17 protein-coding genes are annotated in these 19,914 nt (G+C 73.6%); 12 read left to right on the top strand and 5 right to left on the bottom strand.

Annotation, left to right across the window (positions count from 1 at the left end; all coding sequences use genetic code 11):
* The first annotated feature begins 25 nt into the window (after window positions 1-25).
* Window positions 26-1,042 (top strand): Gfo/Idh/MocA family protein, encoded by a 1,017-nt coding sequence (locus tag WIS52_RS20040; RefSeq protein WP_349299833.1) that lies wholly within the window; start codon window positions 26-28, stop codon window positions 1,040-1,042.
* 81 nt (window positions 1,043-1,123) lie between these two features.
* Here the strand turns inward: WIS52_RS20040 and WIS52_RS20035 are convergent, their stop codons facing one another.
* The gene (locus WIS52_RS20035) at window positions 1,124-2,137 is read right to left on the bottom strand and encodes a LacI family DNA-binding transcriptional regulator (RefSeq protein WP_349299958.1); all 1,014 of its coding nucleotides are present in this window, start codon (window positions 2,135-2,137) and stop codon (window positions 1,124-1,126) included.
* A gap of 115 nt (window positions 2,138-2,252) precedes the next feature.
* Between WIS52_RS20035 and WIS52_RS20030 the strand changes: the two genes are divergently transcribed.
* The 4 genes from WIS52_RS20030 to WIS52_RS20015 all read left to right on the top strand — a co-directional run bounded on the left by WIS52_RS20030 (window position 2,253) and on the right by WIS52_RS20015 (window position 6,216).
* Window positions 2,253-3,455: a phytanoyl-CoA dioxygenase family protein gene (locus WIS52_RS20030; protein WP_349299832.1), complete on the top strand. Its 1,203-nt coding sequence runs from the start codon at window positions 2,253-2,255 to the stop codon at window positions 3,453-3,455.
* 76 nt (window positions 3,456-3,531) lie between these two features.
* Entirely contained in the window at window positions 3,532-4,317 is a 786-nt protein-coding gene (locus WIS52_RS20025) for an SDR family oxidoreductase (protein WP_349299831.1), read from the top strand.
* A gap of 28 nt (window positions 4,318-4,345) precedes the next feature.
* On the top strand, window positions 4,346-5,347 hold the full coding sequence (locus WIS52_RS20020; protein WP_349299830.1) for a Gfo/Idh/MocA family protein: 1,002 nt from the start codon (window positions 4,346-4,348) through the stop codon (window positions 5,345-5,347).
* A complete protein-coding gene (locus WIS52_RS20015; RefSeq protein WP_349299829.1) occupies window positions 5,347-6,216 on the top strand; it encodes a sugar phosphate isomerase/epimerase family protein in 870 nt (289 codons plus the stop codon). The genes WIS52_RS20020 and WIS52_RS20015 overlap by 1 nt, the downstream gene beginning before the upstream one ends.
* A gap of 26 nt (window positions 6,217-6,242) precedes the next feature.
* On the opposite strand, the gene WIS52_RS20010 is transcribed toward WIS52_RS20015, so the two are convergent.
* Window positions 6,243-6,998, bottom strand: coding sequence for a GntR family transcriptional regulator (locus WIS52_RS20010; protein WP_349299828.1), 756 nt, complete (start codon window positions 6,996-6,998; stop codon window positions 6,243-6,245).
* Window positions 6,999-7,120: 122 nt separating this feature from the next.
* On the opposite strand from WIS52_RS20010, the gene iolC reads away from it, so the two are divergent.
* From iolC to WIS52_RS19980, 6 genes are all read left to right on the top strand, one after another.
* Entirely contained in the window at window positions 7,121-8,080 is a 960-nt protein-coding gene (gene iolC, locus WIS52_RS20005) for a 5-dehydro-2-deoxygluconokinase (RefSeq protein ID WP_349299827.1), read from the top strand.
* 5 nt (window positions 8,081-8,085) lie between these two features.
* Entirely contained in the window at window positions 8,086-9,000 is a 915-nt protein-coding gene (locus tag WIS52_RS20000) for a class I fructose-bisphosphate aldolase (protein ID WP_349299826.1), read from the top strand.
* Window positions 8,997-9,872: a 5-deoxy-glucuronate isomerase gene (gene iolB, locus WIS52_RS19995; RefSeq protein ID WP_349299825.1), complete on the top strand. Its 876-nt coding sequence runs from the start codon at window positions 8,997-8,999 to the stop codon at window positions 9,870-9,872. Before WIS52_RS20000 ends, iolB begins: the two co-directional genes overlap by 4 nt.
* 2 nt (window positions 9,873-9,874) lie before the next feature.
* Complete coding sequence (iolD, locus tag WIS52_RS19990) at window positions 9,875-11,785, top strand: 3D-(3,5/4)-trihydroxycyclohexane-1,2-dione acylhydrolase (decyclizing) (protein ID WP_349299824.1); 1,911 nt, start codon at window positions 9,875-9,877, stop codon at window positions 11,783-11,785.
* A 14-nt stretch (window positions 11,786-11,799) separates the two neighbouring features.
* Complete coding sequence (locus WIS52_RS19985; RefSeq protein WP_349299823.1) at window positions 11,800-13,350, top strand: CoA-acylating methylmalonate-semialdehyde dehydrogenase; 1,551 nt, start codon at window positions 11,800-11,802, stop codon at window positions 13,348-13,350.
* Window positions 13,351-13,426: 76 nt separating this feature from the next.
* The gene (locus WIS52_RS19980; RefSeq protein WP_349299822.1) at window positions 13,427-14,617 is read left to right on the top strand and encodes a Gfo/Idh/MocA family protein; all 1,191 of its coding nucleotides are present in this window, start codon (window positions 13,427-13,429) and stop codon (window positions 14,615-14,617) included.
* Between the two features lie 10 nt (window positions 14,618-14,627).
* On the opposite strand, the gene WIS52_RS19975 is transcribed toward WIS52_RS19980, so the two are convergent.
* The 3 genes from WIS52_RS19975 to WIS52_RS19965 all read right to left on the bottom strand — a co-directional run bounded on the left by WIS52_RS19975 (window position 14,628) and on the right by WIS52_RS19965 (window position 19,798).
* A complete protein-coding gene (locus WIS52_RS19975) occupies window positions 14,628-16,838 on the bottom strand; it encodes a cytochrome P450 (RefSeq protein ID WP_349299821.1) in 2,211 nt (736 codons plus the stop codon).
* A gap of 143 nt (window positions 16,839-16,981) precedes the next feature.
* The gene (locus WIS52_RS19970; RefSeq protein WP_349299820.1) at window positions 16,982-18,019 is read right to left on the bottom strand and encodes a LacI family DNA-binding transcriptional regulator; all 1,038 of its coding nucleotides are present in this window, start codon (window positions 18,017-18,019) and stop codon (window positions 16,982-16,984) included.
* A 384-nt stretch (window positions 18,020-18,403) separates the two neighbouring features.
* Window positions 18,404-19,798 carry an MFS transporter gene (locus WIS52_RS19965; protein ID WP_349299819.1) on the bottom strand — a complete coding sequence of 465 codons (1,395 nt, stop codon included), beginning with the start codon at window positions 19,796-19,798 and terminating at the stop codon, window positions 18,404-18,406.
* Between WIS52_RS19965 and WIS52_RS31750 the strand changes: the two genes are divergently transcribed.
* Window positions 19,689-19,913, top strand: coding sequence for a helix-turn-helix domain-containing protein (locus WIS52_RS31750; RefSeq protein ID WP_379610675.1), 225 nt, complete (start codon window positions 19,689-19,691; stop codon window positions 19,911-19,913). The two genes, WIS52_RS19965 and WIS52_RS31750, sit on opposite strands and share 110 nt — an antisense overlap.
* The last annotated feature ends 1 nt before the right edge of the window (window position 19,914 follow it).

Raw genomic sequence — 19,914 nt, 5'->3', positions numbered from 1 at the left:
GCAGTACCCCTGGCGAGAGGACCGTATGGACCCCACCGACGAGCCGTTGCGCATCGGGTTGCTCGGAGCCGCCCGGATCAGCGCGGAGGCGATCTGCGCGCCGGCCGCCGCGACGGGTGACCGGCTCGTCGCGGTCGCGGCGCGCGACCGGAGCCGGGCGGAACGGTTCGCCACCGAGCACGGCGTCGAGCGGGTTGTAGACGACTACGCCGCGCTGCTCGCCGACTCCGGCGTCGAAGTCGTCTACAACCCGCTCGCCAACGCGCTGCACGGCCCGTGGAACCTCGCCGCGGTCCGGGCCGGCAAGCACGTGCTGAGCGAGAAGCCATTCGCCTCCAACGCCGCCGAGGCCCGGGAGGTCGCCGCGGCGGCCCGGGCGGCGGGGGTGAGCGTCGTCGAGGGGTTCCACCACGTCCACCATCCGGTGCACCGGCGGCTGCTGGAGCTCGCCGGGTCCGGCGAGCTCGGCCGGATCGTCCGGGTCGAGACGGTGTTCCGCATGCCGCCCCCGCCGGAGACCGACCCGCGCTGGTCGCTCGACCTCGCCGGCGGCGCCCTGATGGACCTCGGCTGCTACGCCCTGCACGTCCAGCGCAGCCTCGGGCCCCTGCTCGGCGGCGAACCCACCGTGGTCTCGGCCCGCGCCCGGGAGCGCACCCCCGGCGTCGACTCGGCGGTCACCGCTGAGCTGGCCTTCCCCTCCGGCGCGACCGGGCGGGCGCACTGCGACATGGCCGCCGACGGCTGGACGGTCACCGCCCGGGTGGTCGGTGACCGGGGTGCGGTCACCGCGTGCAACGTAGTGCTCCCGACCCGCGACGACCGGATCCTGGTCGAGACCGGTGGCCGGCCCCGCACCGAGCACCTCGGGACCCGACCTACCTACACCTTCCAGCTGGAGGCACTGCGGGCGCACCTGCGGACCGGCGCCCCGTTCCCGGTCGACCTGGACGACGCCCTGGCAACCGCCGAGCTGATCGACGCCGTCTACCGGTACGCCGGCCTCGAACCACGACCGCGCCGGGAGCCGGCCACCCGCTGAGTAGCCCGGCCACGAGGGGGCAACGGGGGTTCGCGAACCGGCCGCGAACGACCCTGGTGCACCCCTCGCGGGTTCCGGCGGTCACGGCGGGCCGGTGGTGCCCCGGGCGACCAGCCGTGGTGCCAGCACGACCTCCCGGGGTGCGGTCCGGCCGTCCTCCAGGCGTTCGGCGACGAGGGCGAGGACGTGCTCGGCGGTCCCGCGGACGTCTTGGTCGACCGTGCTCAGGTCGACGTGGGTCAGCCGGGACAGCGGGCTGTCGTCGTAGCCGATGACCGAGACCGTGCCGGGGACCGCGACCCCGGCCCGGCTCAGCGCGTCCAGCAGACCGACCGCGCACCGGTCGTTGAAGACCGCGACGGCGGTCGGGAGCTCGGCACCCTCCAGCAGCCGTGCCGCGGCCCGGGCCCCGTCCGCCTCGCCGTGCCCGCCGGGCACGATCCGGATTCGGTCGGCCAGGCCGGCGGTCCGCATCGCCGCCCGGTATCCCCGGCGCCGGTCGGTGGCGATCGAGCCCCGGCCCCCGTCGACGTGCACGACGTCGCGGTGCCCCAGCGCGACCAGGTGCCCGACCTGCGCACGGGCGCCCTGCTCGTCGGGGACCCGGACGACGTCGACCTCGGCGGTGGGCAGCCGTCGCCCGACCGCCACCACCGGGAGCAGCCGACCGAGCTCGGCCAGCCGGCCGGGCGTCGCGTCGCTGCCCAGCAGGACCAGCGCCGCGCACCGCGAGTCGACGAGCGCCTCGACCGCGCGACGCTCGTCTCGGGCCGGTGAGCGGGCCCCCAGCACCAGGTCGTGCCCGCGCAGCTCGGCGCCGGCCAGCAGCTCCTCGACCAGCTCGGCATGGTAGGTCGAGCGGATGTCCAGCACCACGCCGAGCGTCCCGTTGCGCCGGCTGGCCAGCAGGCTCGCGGCGCGGTCGGGCCGGTAGCCGAGCCGGTCGGCCGCGGCCAGCACCCGCTCCCGGGTGGCCGGGCTGGGGCCCGGCTCCCCTCGCAGTACCAGCGACACCGACGCCGGGGATAGCCCCACTTCAGCGGCGACGTCTGCCAGCCGGGGACGACGGGTCGGTCGATGGGTCACACCTCGCATCATCGCGCCCGCGCCGTTCCGAGAGTTTGTCTTGACATGATCTCACTAAAGGCTCCACACTTCCCTCGCTATTAAAGCGCTTTAACGCGCTCTCGACGAGGAGAGGGAGGTCCCCATGGCCGGCACCGTGAGCCCACCCGCGGCGGAGACGACGAAGCGAGCCTGGCTGGACCCGGCCGACGTTCGGGTCGAGGACCTGCGCACGCACGTCGAGCGCGGCACCGACACCGCCGACCACCCGCGCGCCGACGCGGTCCGCCACGGCGTCCCGGTCTACCGGGCCGGTGACCTCCTAGCCGAGGCGGCGACCCCCCAGGGCCGGCGGGCGGTGCAGGCCGAGCTGGTCCACACGCTACTCGACGGTCCCGGCATCGCCGTGTTCGCCGGGGCGTTCGGCACGGCCGAGCTGGCCCCGGCGACGGCCGAGTTCGAGGCGATGATCGCCGAGCAGCGGGCGTCGGGCAGGCGGGCCGGGGACCACTTCGCCACTCCCGGTGCGAACGACCGGATCTGGAACGCGGTGGAGAAGCTCGCGCTGCGGGCGCCGGGGGTGTTCGCCGCCTACTACGCCAACCCGGTCCTCGCCCTGGTCTGCGAGGCCTGGCTGGGTCCCGGCTACCAGGTGACCTCGCAGGTCAACGTGGTCAACCCCGGCGGCGCCGCGCAGAGCCCGCACCGCGACTACCACCTGGGCTTCATGGACGCCGACCGTGCCGCCCGCTACCCCGCGCACGTGCACCGGCTCTCCGCCGCCCTCACCCTGCAGGGCGCCGTCGCGCACTGCGACATGCCCGCGGAGTCCGGCCCGACGATGTACCTGCCGGGGTCGCAGACCTGGTCGCACGGATACCTCGCCGCCGACCGGGCCGAGGTCCGGGACTACTTCGCGGCGCGGCACGTGCAGCAGCCGCTTGCCGCCGGCGACGCGGTCTTCTTCAACCCCGCGCTGATCCACGGCGCCGGGCACAACCGCTCGGCGGGCATCCGTCGGATGGCGAACCTGCTGCAGGTGTCGTCGGCCTTCGGCCGGGCGATGGAGAGCGTGGACCGGGCCGCGACAGCCCGCGCGGTGTTCCCGGCCCTGCTGGAGCTGCGCGCCTCCGGCGTGGACGACGAGCTGGTCGCGAACGCGGTGACCGCGGCCGCCGAGGGGTACGCGTTCCCGACCGACCTGGACGCCGACCCACCCGTCGACGGCCTGGCCCCGCCGTCGCCGGCGGCGGTGCTGCTGCGAGCGGTCCGGGAGGGCTGGGACCCGGCCCGGCTCGACGACGTGCTGGCCACTCAGGCCGCGCGCCGTCGCGGGACGGGCACATGAGCCGGGCCGGGCGGGAGGTCCCGGTGGCCGCGACGCCGTGTCCGCCACCGGCACGCGGAACCACCCGGGCCCTCCGGTGAGCGCGGACCTGCTCGGCGGCCGGGTGGTGCTGGTCAGCGGCGGCACCACCGGCGTGGGGGCGGCCTGCGCCCGGGTCGCGGCCCGGGAGGGCGCGGCCGCCGTGGTGGTCACCGGCCGGCGACCCGGGCCCGGCGAGGGGCTGGTCGCCGAGCTCGCCGGGCGCGGCACGCCCGCGTCGTACGTGGCCTGCGACGTCGCCGACCCGCAGCGCTGCCGGGCCGCGGTCGCCGCGACGGTCGAGGCGTACGGCCGGGTCGACGCGCTGGTCAACGCGGCCGGGCTGACCGACCGCGGGACCCTGCTCGACACCACGCCGGAGCTGTTCGACGCGCACGTCGCGGTCAACCTGCGCGGGCCCTTCTTCCTCATGCAGGCGGCCGTCGCGGACATGCTGCGCCGCGGCGCGCCCGGCACGGTCGTGAACGTGGGCTCCGAGGCCGCGCACGGCGGCGCGCCGGTGCTGGCCGCCTACGCGGCGGCCAAGGCGGGCCTGGCCGGGCTGACCCGCACCGCCGCGCACGCGCACCGCTTCGACCGGATCCGGATCAACGGCCTGAACATCGGCTGGACCGACACCGAGGGCGAGGACGCCACCCAGCGCCGCTTCCACGACGCCGGCGACGACTGGCGGGAGCAGGCCGGGAAGACACTCCCGATGGGGCGGCTCGCCTCCGCCACGGACGCCGCGGAGGCGGTGGTCTTCCTGCTCTCCGACCGCTCCGGGGTCGTCACCGGTTCCGTCCTGGACTGGGACCAGACCGTCCTCGGCGCCCACGACTGACCGCCCACCGGGCACGAAGGAGAGATCGATGAGGATCGGACTGATCGGCCTGGGCCGGATCGGCGCGTTCCACGCGCGCACCCTGGCCGGGCTGGCCGCGGTGGACTCGCTCGTCGTCACCGACGCGCGTGCGGACCTGACCGCAGCCGTCGCCGCCGGGACCGGCGCGGTGCCGGTCGCCTCGCCCGAGGAGCTGCTGGCCGCCGGCATCGACGGCGTGGTGATCGCCGCCGCCACCCCGGCGCACCCGGAGCTGGTGCTGGCCGCGGTCGAGGCCGGGCTGCCGGCGTTCTGCGAGAAGCCGATCGCCGGCCGGATCGACGACGCCGTGGAGCTCACCACGAAGTTGACCGGCCGCGACGAGCGGGTGCAGATCGGCTACCCGCGCCGCTTCGACCCCGGCTACGCCGCCGCCCGCGCCGCAGTGGCCGCCGGCGAGCTCGGCCGGGTGCACACCGTCCGTGCCACCACCCTGGACCCGGCCCCGCCACCCCCGGAATACCTGCGGATCTCCGGCGGCATCTTCCGGGACTGCTCGGTGCACGACGTCGACGCGATCCGCTGGGTGACAGGCCGCGAGGTGGTGGAGGTGTTCGCCGTCGGCGACCCGCACGGCGACCCCGTCTTCGCCGAGACCGGCGACGTCTCGAGCGCCCAGGCGATCCTGACCCTGGACGACGGCAGCCACGCCGTCGTCTCCAACACCCGGTTCAACCCGCGCGGCTACGACGTCCGGCTGGAGCTACACGGGGACCGCGACTCGGTCGCCGTCGGACTGGACGACGGCCTGCCGCTGCGGTCGGTGGAACCGGGCGTGGGCTTCCCGGACGGCACCCCGCACACGTTCTTCACCGACCGGCTGGCCCCGGCCTTCCGCGCCGAGCTGACCGCCTTCACCGAGCTGGTCGCGGGCACCCGACCGTCCCCCTGCACCGTCGCCGACGCGATGGCCGCCGGGTGGGTCGCCGAGGCCGCGACCCTGTCCCTCCGGGCGCACCGCCCGGTTCGCGTCGAGGAGGTTCTCCGCTGATGTCCGCTGCGAAGATCGCCGGCGCCCCCATCTCCTGGGGGGTCTGCGAGGTGCCCGGCTGGGGGCACCAGCTCAACCCCGCACGGGTGCTCACCGAGATGCGCGAGGTCGGCCTGTCCGCCACCGAGTTCGGCCCGGACGGGTTCCTGCCCGACGCGCCCGCGGCCAAGGCCGCCACGCTGGAGGCGCACGGTCTGCAGGCGGTCGGCGGCTTCACCCCCACCCTGCTGCACGCACCCGACCACGATCCGCGGCCCGGTGTCGAGCGGGTGCTGGCCGGCTACGACGCCGCCCGGGCCGGGACGCTGGTGCTGTCGGCCGACTCGGGTGGCACCGGCTACGACTCGCGTCCCGAGCTGGACGAGCGCGGGTGGGCCCTGCTGCTGTCGCACCTGGACCGGATCACCGACCACGCCGCGGCCCGTGGCGTGACCGCGGTGCTGCACCCGCACGTCGGGACGATGGTGGAGACCGGAGCGGAGGTGCAGCGCGTGCTGGAGGGGTCCCGGATCCGGCTGTGCCTGGACACCGGGCACCTACTGATCGGCGGTACCGACCCGGCCGCGCTGGCCCGCCACGCCCCGGACCGGATCGCGCACACCCACCTCAAGGACGTCGACCTGCGCCTCGCCCGCCAGGTGCAGGACGGCCGGCTGACCTACACCGAGGCGGTCGGGCGGGGCATGTACCGACCGCTGGGCGAAGGCGACGTCGACCTGGACGGCGTACTCACGCACCTGACCGCGCACGGCTACGACGGCTGGCACGTGCTGGAGCAGGACACCATCCTGCACGGCCCGCCCACCGGCGAGGGCCCGGCCGCGGACGTGCACACCAGCGTGCGGAACCTGCTGAAGGCCCTCGGCTGAACCGACCGGACTGTGGCGGCGCGCGGTCAGATCACCAGCGAGGTCGACACCGTGTAGCGGTCCGACCGGTAGAGGTGGCGGCCGAGCTCGACGAGTGCGCCGGCGTCGTCGTAGACGATCCGCTCGGCGGTCACGCAGGCCAGTGGGCGCTGCTGCTCGAGCAGGCCGGCCTCCTCGGCGTCGGCCAGCCGGGCGCCGATCGTCTGGTGCGCGATCGCGATCTGCGCACCCTGGTCGCGCAGCAGGTCATAGAGGCTCCGGTCGGCGAGCGCGACGTCATCCAGCTGGAACCGGGCGGGCAGGTAGTTGGTCATGATCGCCAGGGGCTCGCCGTCGGCGCTGCGCAGGCGCCGAACCATCTGCAGCGGCTCGTCGGCCGGCAGGATCCCGGTGAGCGCGTGCAGTCGGGCACTGGCCGGCGTGCACTCCTCGTGCGAGAGCAGCCGGGTGACCGGCGCGCGTCCGGAGCGGGCCAGGTCCTCGTGCAGGCTGGTCAGACGCACGTCGCGGTGGATGGCCGGCCGCACGACCTGGGTACCGAGGCCGCGACGGCGCACCAGCAGCCCCTTGCGCACGAGCTCCTGGATCGCCTGGCGGGCCGTGGGCCGGGCCAGGCCAAGCCGCTCGATCAGCGACAGCTCGTTCTCCAGCCGGTCGCCGGGCTGCAGGCTCCCCTCCTCGATCGCTCCCTCGATGGCCTGTGCGAGCTGGTGGTACAGCGGCACCGGGCTCGACCGGTCGAGCCGGACGTCGACCTGGACGGCGTCGGAACGGGTGGCCATGTCCGCCACTCTACCGGCAGAAATCTGGTTGTCTCTATGTCTGGACAAACTCTTGACCGGACGGGGTCGCGCGACCTACCGTCGTCTCGTCGCCACCCACACACGAAAGGTCACCGAGGACCATGACCGTCGCCGCTGAGATCCTCACTTTCGGCCGAGCCGGGGTGGACATCTACCCGCTGCAGGTCGGCGTCGGCCTGGAGGACGTCACCTCGTTCGGCAAGTTCCTCGGCGGCACCACCGCCAACGTCGCGGTCGCCGCCGCGCGGCTGGGACGCCGCACCGCGATCATCACCGGTGTCGGCGACGACCCCTTCGGTCGCTACGTACGGGCGGAGCTCAACCGGCTCGGGGTGGACGACCGGCACGTCGTCACCGACCGCGAGTACCCGACCCCGGTCACCTTCTGCGAGATCTTCCCGCCGGACGACTTCCCGCTGTACTTCTACCGCCGCCCGACCGCGCCGGACCTGCAAGTCGGCCCGTCCGACCTGGACACAGCGGCGATCACCGACGCCGGGCTGCTCTGGCTCTCGGTGTCCGGGCTGTCCGAGGAGCCGTCCCGCGCGGCGCACCACGAGGCCCTCGCCGCCCGCGCCGGAGCGCCCACCGTGCTCGACCTGGACTACCGGCCGATGTTCTGGGACTCCCCCGCCGCGGCCACCGAGCAGGTGCAGAAGGTCCTCGGCCAGGTCACCGTGGCCGTCGGCAACCGCGAGGAGTGCGAGGTCGCCGTCGGCGAGACCGATCCCGAGCGCGCCGCCGACGCGCTGCTCGACGCCGGCGTGCAGCTCGCGATCGTCAAACAGGGCCCCGAGGGGGTGCTGGCGAAGTCACGCACCGAGCGCGTGGTGTCCCCGCCGATCCTCATCACCCCTTACAACGGCCTCGGCGCCGGGGACAGCTTCGGCGGCTCGCTGGCACACGGCCTGCTCGCCGGCTGGCCTCTGTCGGAGGTCCTCAGCCGGGCCAACGCCGCCGGTGCCATCGTCGCGTCCCGCCTGGAGTGCTCCACCGCCATGCCGACTGCCGCCGAGATCGACGTCCTGCTGGGCGGCGGCGACCCCAACGAGAACCGGTGAGGACCATGAGCCCGACCACCCAGGGTTTCGCCACCTCGTACGAGGAGGTCCGAGAGATCCGCGCCCTCGCCCCCGAGCGCATCCCGGCCCTGCTGGCCTCGCGGCGGCGGCGCCCGTTCGTCCCCGCCGACGGCCGGCTGATGATCGTCGCCGCGGACCACCCGGCCCGTGGCGCGCTCTCCGCCCGCGGACGCTCCGACGCGATGGCCAGCCGCCCCGAGCTGCTCGACCGGCTGGTCGCCGCGCTGTCCCGGCCCGGTGTCGACGGAGTGCTGGGCACCGCGGACATCCTGGAGGACCTGCTGCTGCTGGGCGCCCTGGAGGACAAGGTCGTGGTCTCCTCGATGAACCGGGGCGGCCTGCAGGGCGCGGTGTTCGAGCTGGACGACCGGCTCACCGGCTACGACGTACGCGGCACGGTGGACGCCGGTTTCGAGGCGATCAAGATGCTCACCCGGATCGACCTCGCCGACCCGGCGACCGTGTCCACCCTGGAGACCTGCGCGCAGGTCGTGACAGAGGCCAACCGGGCCGGGATCGTCACGATGGTCGAGCCGTTCCTGTCCCGCCGGGTCGACGGCCGGGTGGTCAACGACCTCTCCCCCGAGGCCGTGATCAGGTCCGTGCACATCGCCCAGGGACTCGGCTCCTCCAGCGCCTACACCTGGATGAAGCTGCCCGTGGTGGCGGAGATGGAACGGGTGATGGAGGCGACCACGCTGCCCACCCTGCTGCTCGGCGGCGACCCGACCACCAGCCCCGACGAGACGTACGCGTCCTGGAAGGCGGCCCTGGAGCTGCCCTCGGTGCGCGGCCTGATCGTCGGGCGCGCGCTGCTCTACCCGGAGGACGGCGACGTCGCCGCGGCCGTCGACACCGCCGTCTCGCTGGTGCGGCCGCAGGAGGTGCGCGCAGCGTGAGCGGAGACGAGTACGTGATCCCCGCCGGGACCGCCCCGGCCGACGGCTACGAGCTGGAGATCACCCCGAAGACGGCCGGCTGGGAGCACTCCAGCCTGCGGATCCTGACCCTGCCCGCCGGTGGTGCGCACACCGTACGGACCGGCGACGAGGAGTTCTTCCTCGTGCCGCTGTCCGGGTCGGCCACGGTCACCCTGGGGTCGCAGACGCACACCCTCGCCGGCCGGGCCGGGGTGTTCGAGGGCCCGACCGACTTCGCCTACCTGCCCGTCCGGTCGAGCGTGCGGGTCGCCGCTGCGGCCGGCGGCCGGTTCGCCCTGTGCGGCGCCCGCACCGAGACCGAGCTGCCGTTTCGCTACGGCCCGCGCGACGAGGTCCCGGTGGAGGTGCGCGGTGCCGGGCAGTCGTCGCGCCAGGTCCGCAACTTCGGCGCGGCCGGGGTGTTCGAAGCCGCATCGGCCATCTGCGTCGAGGTCATCACCCCGGGCGGCAACTGGTCGAGCTACCCCGCGCACAAACACGACCAGGCCGGTCCGCACGAGTGCGAGCTGGAGGAGATCTACTACTTCGAGATCGCCCCGGGCCCGGACGGACAGCCCGGCCTGGGCTTCCACCGGACCAGCTCGTCCCCCGGCCACGAGATCGACATCATGGTCGAGGTGCACGACCGGGACACCGTGCTGATCCCCTGGGGCTGGCACGGTCCGTGCGCCGCCGCGCCCGGCCACGACATGTACTACCTGAACGTGATGGCCGGTCCCGGCGAGGAACGGGTCTGGAGGATCACCGACCACCCCGACCAGGCCTGGGTCCGCGACACCTGGGCCGACCAGCAGATCGACGCCCGGCTGGCCGGGAACGGAGGCCAGTGACCATGACCGAGACGATCCGGCTCACCGTCGCTCAGGCGACCGTGAGGTTCCTCGGCGTGCAGTACAGCGAGCGCGACGGTGTCCGGCAGAAGCTCTTCGAGGGCTGCTTCGGGATCTTCGGCCACGGCAACGTCGCCGGCCTCGGGCAGGCACTGCTGCAGGCCGAGCTGCACGAGCCCGGGCTGCTGCCCTACGTGCTGGGCCGCAACGAGCAGGCGATGGTGCACACCGCCGTCGCCTACGCGCGGGCCAAGGACCGCCTGCAGACCTGGGCGGTGTCCTCCAGCGTCGGGCCCGGCGCCACCAACATGGTCACCGGGGCCGCGCTGGCCACGATCAACCGGCTGCCGGTGCTGCTGCTGCCGGCCGACACCTTCGCCGACCGCTCGGCGTCGCCGCTGCTGCAGGAGCTCGAGCAGCCGCACGCCGGCGACCTGACGGTGAACGACACGTTCCGGCCCGTCTCGGCCTACTTCGACCGGGTCTGGCGCCCCGAGCAACTGTTCGCGGCCCTGCTCTCGGCGATGCGGGTGCTCACCGACCCGGCCGCCACCGGCGCGGTCACCGTCTGCTTCCCGCAGGACGTGCAGGCCCAGGCGCACGACTGGCCGGTCGAACTGTTCGCCACGCGGACCTGGCACGTCGCCCGGCCGCGTCCGGAGACCTGGGCCCTCGAACACGCCGCCGAGCTGATCCGCTCCGCGCAGCGGCCGCTGGTCGTCGCCGGTGGCGGCGTGCACTACAGCCACGCCACCGCGGCGCTGGCTGCCTTCACCGAGGCCACCGGCATCCCGGTCGGCCAGAGCCAGGCCGGCAAGGGCACCCTGACCCACGACCACCCGCAGTGCTTGGGCGCCATCGGGTCGACCGGCACCACCGCGGCCAACTCGGTCGCGGCCGACGCCGACCTGGTGATCGGGATCGGGACCCGGTACTCGGACTTCACCACGGCCAGCCGGACCGCCTTCGGGCACCCGGACGTGCGGTTCGTCAACGTCAACGTGGCGCCCATCGACGCGGTCAAGCACTCCGGGGTCTCGGTCGTCGCCGACGCCCGGGAGACCCTGACCGAGCTGACCGCGCTGCTCGACGGGTACCGGGTGCCGCCGGAGTACCGCGCCGAGTACACCCGGCTCGACGCCGAATGGGTCGCCACTGTCGACGCGGCGTTCCACCCGGCGGTCCCGGCGAACGGTGCCGGGGGCCTGCTGACCCAGAGCGAGGTCATCGGGATGGTCAACGAGCTGTCCGACCCGCGCGACGTCGTCGTGTGCGCGGCCGGCTCGATGCCCGGCGACCTGCACAAGCTGTGGCAGACCCGGGACGCCAAGGGCTACCACGTCGAGTACGGCTACTCCTGCATGGGCTACGAGGTCGCCGGCGGGCTCGGCGTCCGGCTGGCCGCCCCCGACCGCGACGTGTTCGTCATGGTCGGCGACGGCTCCTACCTGATGATGGCCACCGAGCTCGCCACCGCGGTCCAGGAGGGCATCAAGATCATCACGGTGCTGGTGCAGAACCACGGCTTCGCCTCGATCGGCGCGCTGTCCGAGGAGCTCGGCTCGCAGCGGTTCGGCACCCGCTACCGCTACCGGTCGGCGAACTCCGGCCGGCTCGACGGCGACGTGCTGCCGCTGGACCTGGCCGCGAACGCGGAGAGCTTCGGCCTGCGGGTGCTGCGGGTGCACACCCCGGGCGAGTTCGCCGAGGCGATCAAGACGGCCAAGAACGCGACTGACAGCACCGTCATCCACGTCGAGACCGACCCGCTGGTCCCGGCCCCCGACTCGCGGTCCTGGTGGGACGTGCCCGTCTCCGCGGTCAGCGAGCTCGACTCCACCCGTTCCGCCCGCCAGGTCTACGACGAGCACAAGGCCACGCAGCGCGCGTTCCTGCGGCCCAGCAGCTCCTGAGCAGAGAGAAGATCATGACCAGCACGCTGAACAGCCCCGCCGGCACGGCGAGCGACACCGTTCCCACCCTGTGGCACTGGGCCGGCGGGACGCGCGTCAAGGGCACGTCCGGGCGCACCTCGGACGTCACCAACCCGGCGAGCGGCGCGGTCACCGCACACCTGCCCCTGGCCTCGGCCGACGAGGCCGCCGCCGTGATCGCCGCGGCGAAGACCGCCTTCCCCGGCTGGCGCGATACCAGCCTCAGCAGGCGCACCACGATCCTGTTCCGGTTCCGCGAGCTGCTCAACGCCCGCGCCGGCGAGCTCGCCGAGCTGATCACCGCCGAGCACGGCAAGGTGGCATCCGACGCCGCCGGCGAGGTCGCCCGCGGCCAGGAGGTCGTCGAGTTCGCCTGCGGCATCGCGCACCTGGTCAAGGGCTCGGCCACCGAGAACGCCTCCACCAACGTCGACGTCCACTCGGTGCGCCAGCCGCTCGGCGTGGTCGGGATCATCTCGCCGTTCAACTTCCCGGCGATGGTCCCGATGTGGTTCTTCCCGGTGGCGATCGCCGCGGGCAACACCGTGGTCCTCAAGCCCTCGGAGAAGGTGCCCTCGTCGGCGCTGTGGATCGCCGAGTTGTGGAAGGAGGCGGGTCTGCCCGACGGCGTGTTCAACGTCCTCAACGGGGACAAGACCGCCGTCGACGCACTGCTCACCAACCCGGACGTCAAGTCGATCTCGTTCGTCGGCTCCACCCCGATCGCCCGCTACGTCTACGAGACCGGGACCGCGCACGGCAAGCGCGTGCAGGCACTGGGCGGGGCGAAGAACCACATGGTCGTGCTGCCCGACGCCGACCTCGACCTGGCCGCCGACCAGGCCGTCAACGCCGGCTTCGGATCCGCCGGCGAGCGCTGCATGGCCATCTCCGCGCTGGTGGCCGTCGGCGACATCGCCGACACCCTGGTCGCCAAGATCGCCGACCGGGCCGAGTCGCTGCGCACCGGCGACGGCTGCCGCGGCTGCGACATGGGTCCGCTGGTCACCGCCGCCGCCCAGAAGCGAGTCTCGGGCTACATCGACGCCGGTGTCGCCTCCGGCGCGACCCTGGTCGTCGACGGGCGCACCGGCGAGTTCGACGCCGACGCGGCCCCCGGCTCCGACGGCGGCTTCTTCGTGGGCCCGACCCTGTTCGACCACGTCGAGACCGAGGCCAGCATCTACACCGACGAGATCTTCGGCCCGGTGCTGTCGGTGGTCCGGGTCGACACCTACTCCCAGGCCGTCGAGCTGATCAACGCCAACCCGTACGGCAACGGCACCGCGCTGTTCACCAACGACGGCGGCGCCGCGCGGCGGTTCCAGAACGAGGTCGAGGTCGGCATGATCGGCATCAACGTGCCGGTCCCGGTCCCGATGGCCTACTACAGCTTCGGCGGCTGGAAGAACTCGCTGTTCGGCGACACGCACGCGCACGGCACCGAGGGCGTGCACTTCTTCACCCGCGGGAAGGTCGTCACCACCCGCTGGCTCGACCCCAGCCACGCCGGGCTGAACCTCGGCTTCCCGACGAACGCCTGACCCACCGCCGTCCGGCCCGTCGAGGCGCAGTGCCTCGGCGGGCCGTTGCCGTGCGGGCACCCCCCGAGGAGGAACGATGAGCGAGCACGAGACCGACTCCGGTGTGGTCCGGGCCGGCGAGATCGGCGTCGGCGTGGTCGGCGCCGGCTGGATGGGGCACCTGCACGCCCGGGCCTACGCCCGGCTGCCGCACCACGTCACCGACCTGCCGTGGCGGCCCCGGCTGGTCGCGGTGGCCGACCCGGTACTGGCGGCGGCCGAGGACCACGTCGCCCGCTACGGCTTCGCCCGCGCCCACACCGACTGGCGCGACCTCGTCGCCGACCCGGAGATCACCGCGGTGAGCGTCGCCTCGCCGAACAGCACGCACCGCGAGGTCGGCGTCGCGGTCGCGGAGGCGGGTAAGCACCTCTGGATCGAGAAGCCGGTCGGGCTCAGCTCGGTCGACACCGCGGCCGTCGCGGCGGCGGTGCACGCGACCGGGGTGCGGTCCACGGTCGGGTTCAACTACCGGATGGTCCCGGCCGTCGCCCGGGCGAAGCGGCTGATCGACGACGGCGTGCTAGGCCCGCTCACGCACGCCCGGTTCCGGCTGCTCACCGACTTCGCCGCCGACCCGGACGGCGTGCTGAGCTGGCGTTTCACCCGCGAGCACGGCGGGACCGGGGTGCTCAACGACCTGGCCGTGCACGGGGTCGACCTGATCCGCCACCTCGCCGGTGAGGTGGCGTCGGTCGTCGCCGACGGGGACCGGTTCGTCCCGCGCCGTCCGCTCGCGCAGGCGGGCGCGAGCCAGTACGGCCGCGGCGGGGCCGACTCCCTCACCGGCGAGGTCGAGAACCTGGACTACGTCTCGGTGCTGGGCCGGACCACCGCGGGCGCGATCGTGACGCTGGAGGCCAGCCGGGTCGCCGTCGGCGACCAGAACGACTACGGCTTCGAGATCCACGGGACGCGGGGGCTGCTGTCGTTCGACTTCCGGCGCCCCGGCGAGCTGCACGTCGCCGCCGGGTCGTCCTACGTGGACCAGCCCGCCACGACGTACGCCGCGGCCCCCGGGGACGGCGACTTCGCGCTGTTCCAGCCGGGGGCCGGCAACCCGACCGGCTTCGACGACCTCAAGGTGTCCGAGTGCGCGGCGTTCCTGCGCGGGATCGCCGAGGGCCGCTCCGGCGGCGCGACGATCGACGACGCGCTGGCCGCGGCCCGGGTGCTGGACGCCGTCGCCGAGTCGGTCGAGAAGGGCGCCCGGGTCGAGCCGGCCTGATCGACGGCCGTCAGAGGTCGAGCACCAGGTGCTCCGAGCAGGACCGGGACACGCAGATCATCATGCAGTCCCCGGCCCGCCGTTCCCGGTCGTCGAGCACCGAGTCCCGGTGGTCGGGCTCGCCGGCCAGCACCCGGGTCTCGCAGGTGCCACAGGTGCCCTCAGCACACGAGGACAGCACCGCCGCACCCGCGTCCTCGACGACCTCGAGGACCGAGCGCCCCAACGGCACCTGCAGGGTCAGCCCGCTGCGGGCCAGCTCGACGGTGAAGCCCTCGACCCGCTGCGGGTCCGACAACGGCCTCGGCGCGAACCGTTCCACGCGCAGCGCGTCCTCCGGCCACGCCGCGCACCGCTGCTCGACGGCGGCGAGCAGCGGCTCCGGCCCACAGCAGTAGACCAGGGTGTCCTCCCGCGGCTCACCGAGCAGGGCGTCGAGGTCGAGCAGGCCGGTCTCGTCCTGCGGGCGCACCTGCACCCGGTCGCCGTAGCGGGCCAGCTCGACGAGGAAGGCCATCGAGGCCCGGCGGCGGCCGCCGTAGACCAGCCGCCAGTCCGCCCCGGCCGCGTCCACCGCGGCGATCATCGGCAGCAGCGCGGTGATCCCGATGCCACCGGCGACGAACAGGTAGCGCGGCGAGCACGCGAGCGGGAAGTTGTTGCGCGGCCCGCGGACCCGGACGGTGTCCCCGGTCGCCAGCTCGTCGTGCACGTGGGCCGACCCGCCGCGGCCGGCGGGCTCGCGCAGCACGGCGAGCCGCCAGGTCCCGGTGTCGGCCGGGTCCCCGCACAGCGAGTACTGCCGGGTGGGCGCGCGGCCGAGCACCAGGTCGGCGTGGGCGCCGGGCCTCCAGGCCGGCAGCGGGGCACCGTCGACGCCGGCGAGGGTGAGCGCGACGACGCCGTCGGCCACCTGTTCCTTCGCGACGACCCGCACCACGATCTCGGTCTCCCGGGCCGCCGGGCGGACCGGCGGGGGCGACCCGGCGGCCGTGGCCGGACCGAGGGCCAGCGGCACGTTCTTCCAAACGTACATATTCGGTGAGCTCGGGTAGAACGTCGACGGCCCGTCCAGGGTGAACTCGCCCAGCAGCGGCAGTGCCTCCTCCAGCGCGATCCGCGCTTCGAGGCGGGCCATCGGGGCACCGAGGCAGCCGTGCACGCCCTCGCCGAAGCCGACGTGCCGGCCGGGCTCGCGGGTGATGTCGAATCGGTCCGGGTCCGGGAAGCGCCGCTCGTCGCGGTTCGCCGCCCCCGGGACCAGCACGACCCGCGACCCGGCCGGCATCGTGACGCCGTGCAGGGTCACCTCGCGCGCGGTGGTACGCGCGGTGAGCTGCAGCGGGGTGGCCCAACGCAGAGCCTCCTCCACCGCGGCCGGGACGAGCGACGGGTCGCGCAGCAGCAGCGCGCGCTGGTCCGGGTTCTGCGAGAGCAGCCGGAACAGCGTCCCGACCAGGCCGGCGGTGGACTCCACCCCGCCCAGGAACAGGATCATCATCAGCCCGCTGATCTCGGAGACCGGCGTGATCTCGTCGGACACGAAGGGCTCGCCGTCGATCTCGGCGGTGACCATCCGGGTCATGAGGTCGTCGCGGTGCAGCGCGCGACGCTCGTTGAGCACGTCGATGAAGTACTGCTGGACCTTACCGGTGGCCTCCTTCGCCCGCGGGCCAAGGTGCGGGGTGCCGGGGATCCGGTCCTTGAGGTCGTGCGTCCACTGCTCCAGCTGCAGCCGGCGCCGCTGCTGCTCGGGGGTCTCGTCACCGCGCCCGGGCAGGCCCATGAGGTGGAAGAACACGTCGAACGGCATCGGCCAGGCCAGCTCCTGGGCGAGGTCGACCGATCCCCGTGCCGGGAACGAGGCGACCAGCTTCCGGACGACGTCCCGGATCCCGGCCTCCATGTCGGCGATCCGGCGCGGCACGAAGTAGGGCTGCACGACCCGGCGCACCTGGTCGTGGCGCGGATTGTCCATGCTGCCGATCGACCCCGGCGGGACGTGCGCGAGCCGGGAGTCGTCGATGTCCATGCCTTCAAAGCTGCGGAACGTGTCGGCGTCGGTGATGGCGGCCCGGACGTCGTCGAAGCGGGTCAGCGCGTACCAGCCCCAGCGCCCGCTGCGGTAGACCGGCGCCTCGTCGCGCATCCGCCGGTACACCGCGAACGGGTCGGAGGGGTAGAAGTCCGGGGCGAACGGGTCGTACTCGACTGCCGTCATGGGAGCCTCCTCGAAACCGTGGCCCGGTCCCGTGTCGCGAGTGTGCGCGGTGCGCCCGCGATTGGAGCGCTCCAATCGAGATTAAAGCGCTCCAATCGCAGCGTCAACAGTCGGTCGACGGGTCGACCGACCACCGAATCCGGTCAGCCCCTTCGGCTCCCGCGCCGGACTCCGACCGCCGCCGGCCCGGTCGACCCCCGCACCACCAGCTCCGGGCTCAGCACCACCTCGCGCGGGACCGGTCGCCGCCCGCGCAGCCGGTCGACGCTGCGCGCCACGGCCAGCCGGGCCAGCTCGGCCGGGTCCTGGCGCAGCGTGGTCAACCCACGTTCGGGCAGCCCGGCCAGCGGGCTGTCGTCCCAGCCGCTGACCGACACGTCATCGGGCACCCGCAGCCCCCGGGCCCGCAGGCCCTCGACGAGACCGGCGGCGACATCGTCATTGAACCCGATCACCGCGGTCGGCAGCTCCGGCAGCTCCAGCAACGTCCGGGCAGCCCGTACTCCGGCCTCCATGCTGTCCCCGCCCCGCAGGACCGGCCCGTCGCCGAGCCCGGACCCGTCCAGCGCCGCCCGGTAGGCCCGCCGGCGCGCGGCCACAATCGGGCCGGAACCGCCGTCGACATGCGCGATCCGCCGGTGCCCGAGCCCGGCCAGGTAGCCGGTCAGGGCCCGCATTCCCTCGGTGTCCGAGCTGCGCACCACGTCCACCGCTGGATCGGCCACCCGCCAGCCGACCACGGTGACGGGTAGCCGCCCGGCGAGCACCGGCACCCCGCCCAGACCGGGACCAAGCAGGATCACCGCCTCGCACCGGAAGTCCAGCAGGGTCTCCACCGCGACGCGCTCGTCACGGTGCGGGGTCAGCGCGGACAGGATCAGCTCTTGCCCCACCGCGCCCGCCGCGCGGTAGAGGCCGTCGAGCAGCTCGGCGTGGAACCGGCCGGACATTCCGACGACGACACCGATCTGCCGGGAGCTGCCACTGGCCAGCAGCCGAGCCCGAGCGTCGGGCCGGTAACCGACCTGTTTCGCGGCCGCCAGCACCTTCTCCCGGGTCTGCGCCCGCGAACCGGGAGCGCCGCGCAGCACGATGGACACCATCGCCCGGGAGACACCTGCGGCGACCGCGACGTCATCGAGCGTCGGTCGCCGGCGCGGAGGTCCGGCTTCCTCAGTCACGGTTAGCGGCCCCTCGTCGACCTGCCGGAGCGGCAAACTTACCACCGGTAGCGGGTCGTCAAGGCGACTACAGTCGCCGTCGACCCGGAGCCAACCCACGAGACGTCGGTCTCGGCTGCCTGACAGAGACCAAACACGTGATGTGGTCACCGTCGTGGTCGTCCCCGGGACGTGCACGTTTGAGCCCCCATCCCGTCCAGGATGACCGCCGCCCCGCCCGTAACACGCCGCTCCCTGTTCGCTCAGCCGGCTGACCTGTCACTACCGTCCGGTGATCACCATTCGCGTCCCCTCCGGTGGCGCAGGGCAAATGCTGGTCGGCGCAGCTGGAGCAGGGGCGGGCGCTGAGGCGGCCGCTGCACCGATAGACCTAGGCTTCGACGATCAGACCCCCCGGCCGCGCCGGTCCAGCCACCCCACGACGGCCGCACGCCCGAGCCTGCGGGCCAGCGCAAATCCGATCGCCGCACCGACCGGTTTGCCGGCCAGCGTCGCAGGCAGCCCGGCATTCAGCCCGAACAGCACCCCGCCGGCGACCGCGAGAGCGCTGACCGGGACCGGCGTGAGCGACAGCGCGGCGTACACGGCGGCCCAGGCCAGTGGTCCCGCCCATCCCGCCCCGCCGATCCACCCGCGGATCTCGGCCACCGACGGGACCCCGACGGACAGGGCCACACCGGCCGTGGCCGCGACGAGCACCACAAGCAGGGAAGGACGCCACCAGCGTGCGGCAGGGCGCGATCCGGGCCGGACATCGGACCACTCTCCCCCGACGACCGGCCTCCCCGCAGCCGAGCCGGCCGTGCGGACCGCCCCAGTTGCCCCCTCGCGAGGCGTTTCCGGACCTGGCCACGCAGGTCGCGCGATCAGGCGCCGGGCGCGGAGGACGACGACCGGCCGAGCTCCGGTCCTGGACCGGCGGGAACGACCGTATCGCTCGATGGTGCGTCGGGCCGCCGTGCGTCGCGCACCCAGATGCACAGAACCGCGGCAACCAGCGAGAGGACCGCGAGCCCGACCAGGCCGAGCTGGGTGCTCCCCGTGCGTTCCTCGATGAGACCAAAGCCGTAGGGGGCGACGAACCCACCGAGGTTCGCGATCGAGTTGACGATCGCGACGACGAACCCCACTGCGACGGGGTGAACCGAGCGCTGCACGATCGGCCAGAAGACCGGGCTGATCGACTGGAAGCCCATCGCCGCGATGGACAGGCAGACCAGGGGCGAGTGCGGGTGCGGCGTAGGCGGCGCCGAGGGACCCGAACGCCGCGGCGAACAGTGCGCCGACGAGCCACATTCGGCGCCGCCCGGTCCGATCGCCGATGCGGGCGAGCAGGAACATGGACCCGAACGCGCAGACCCAGGGGATCGACGACAGGAACCTGACGGACAGATCGCCCATACCGCGCACGATGCTGGCCAGCCAGAACGTGTTCGCATAGATCGACATCTGCACGGTGAAGTAGATGGCGGTCAGCACGACGATCCGCGGGTCCCGCATCGTCATGCACCAACGGGGACGCTCGCCGCGGTAGGACTCCGCCACCGCGCGCCGCTCGTCGTCCAGCGCCGTGGTGAGCGCCGCCTTCTCCCGACCGGTCAGCCAGGTCGTGTCGGAGATGCTGTTGTTCAGCCAGAAGAAGGCGAAGACGCCCACGACAACCGAGGCCGTGCCCTTGACGAGGAACAACCACTGCCAGCCGTGCAGCCCGGCGGTGCCCTGCACGCCGAGCAGCGGGGCCGCGAGAGGGCCCGACAGCGAGAACGCCAGCAGGGCCACTGACCGTCCACGAGGAGTCATCGAGCGAACTGGTGTGAGCCGCAGCACCACCCATCGCCTGCTACAGCTGCTGACCACAGAGGGGTACTTGCGCCGCAGCACGACGAACGCCTAGA

Source organism: Pseudonocardia nematodicida (genome assembly GCF_040105385.1).
Taxonomy (GTDB): domain Bacteria; phylum Actinomycetota; class Actinomycetes; order Mycobacteriales; family Pseudonocardiaceae; genus Pseudonocardia; species Pseudonocardia nematodicida.
Note: the sequence above shows the minus strand (reverse complement) of the source record. Positions and strands in the feature narration are given on the sequence as shown.

Coding starts and splice junctions, on each gene's coding strand:
- WIS52_RS20000 (WP_349299826.1), top strand. CDS start 8,086: ATGAGCCCGACCACCCAGGGTTTCGCCACCTCGTACGAGGAGGTCCGA.
- WIS52_RS20035 (WP_349299958.1), bottom strand. CDS start 2,137: ATGCGAGGTGTGACCCATCGACCGACCCGTCGTCCCCGGCTGGCAGAC.
- WIS52_RS19980 (WP_349299822.1), top strand. CDS start 13,427: ATGAGCGAGCACGAGACCGACTCCGGTGTGGTCCGGGCCGGCGAGATC.
- WIS52_RS20020 (WP_349299830.1), top strand. CDS start 4,346: ATGAGGATCGGACTGATCGGCCTGGGCCGGATCGGCGCGTTCCACGCG.
- iolC (WP_349299827.1), top strand. CDS start 7,121: ATGACCGTCGCCGCTGAGATCCTCACTTTCGGCCGAGCCGGGGTGGAC.
- WIS52_RS20030 (WP_349299832.1), top strand. CDS start 2,253: ATGGCCGGCACCGTGAGCCCACCCGCGGCGGAGACGACGAAGCGAGCC.
- WIS52_RS20015 (WP_349299829.1), top strand. CDS start 5,347: ATGTCCGCTGCGAAGATCGCCGGCGCCCCCATCTCCTGGGGGGTCTGC.
- WIS52_RS20040 (WP_349299833.1), top strand. CDS start 26: ATGGACCCCACCGACGAGCCGTTGCGCATCGGGTTGCTCGGAGCCGCC.
- WIS52_RS19985 (WP_349299823.1), top strand. CDS start 11,800: ATGACCAGCACGCTGAACAGCCCCGCCGGCACGGCGAGCGACACCGTT.
- WIS52_RS19975 (WP_349299821.1), bottom strand. CDS start 16,838: ATGACGGCAGTCGAGTACGACCCGTTCGCCCCGGACTTCTACCCCTCC.
- WIS52_RS20010 (WP_349299828.1), bottom strand. CDS start 6,998: ATGGCCACCCGTTCCGACGCCGTCCAGGTCGACGTCCGGCTCGACCGG.
- iolD (WP_349299824.1), top strand. CDS start 9,875: ATGACCGAGACGATCCGGCTCACCGTCGCTCAGGCGACCGTGAGGTTC.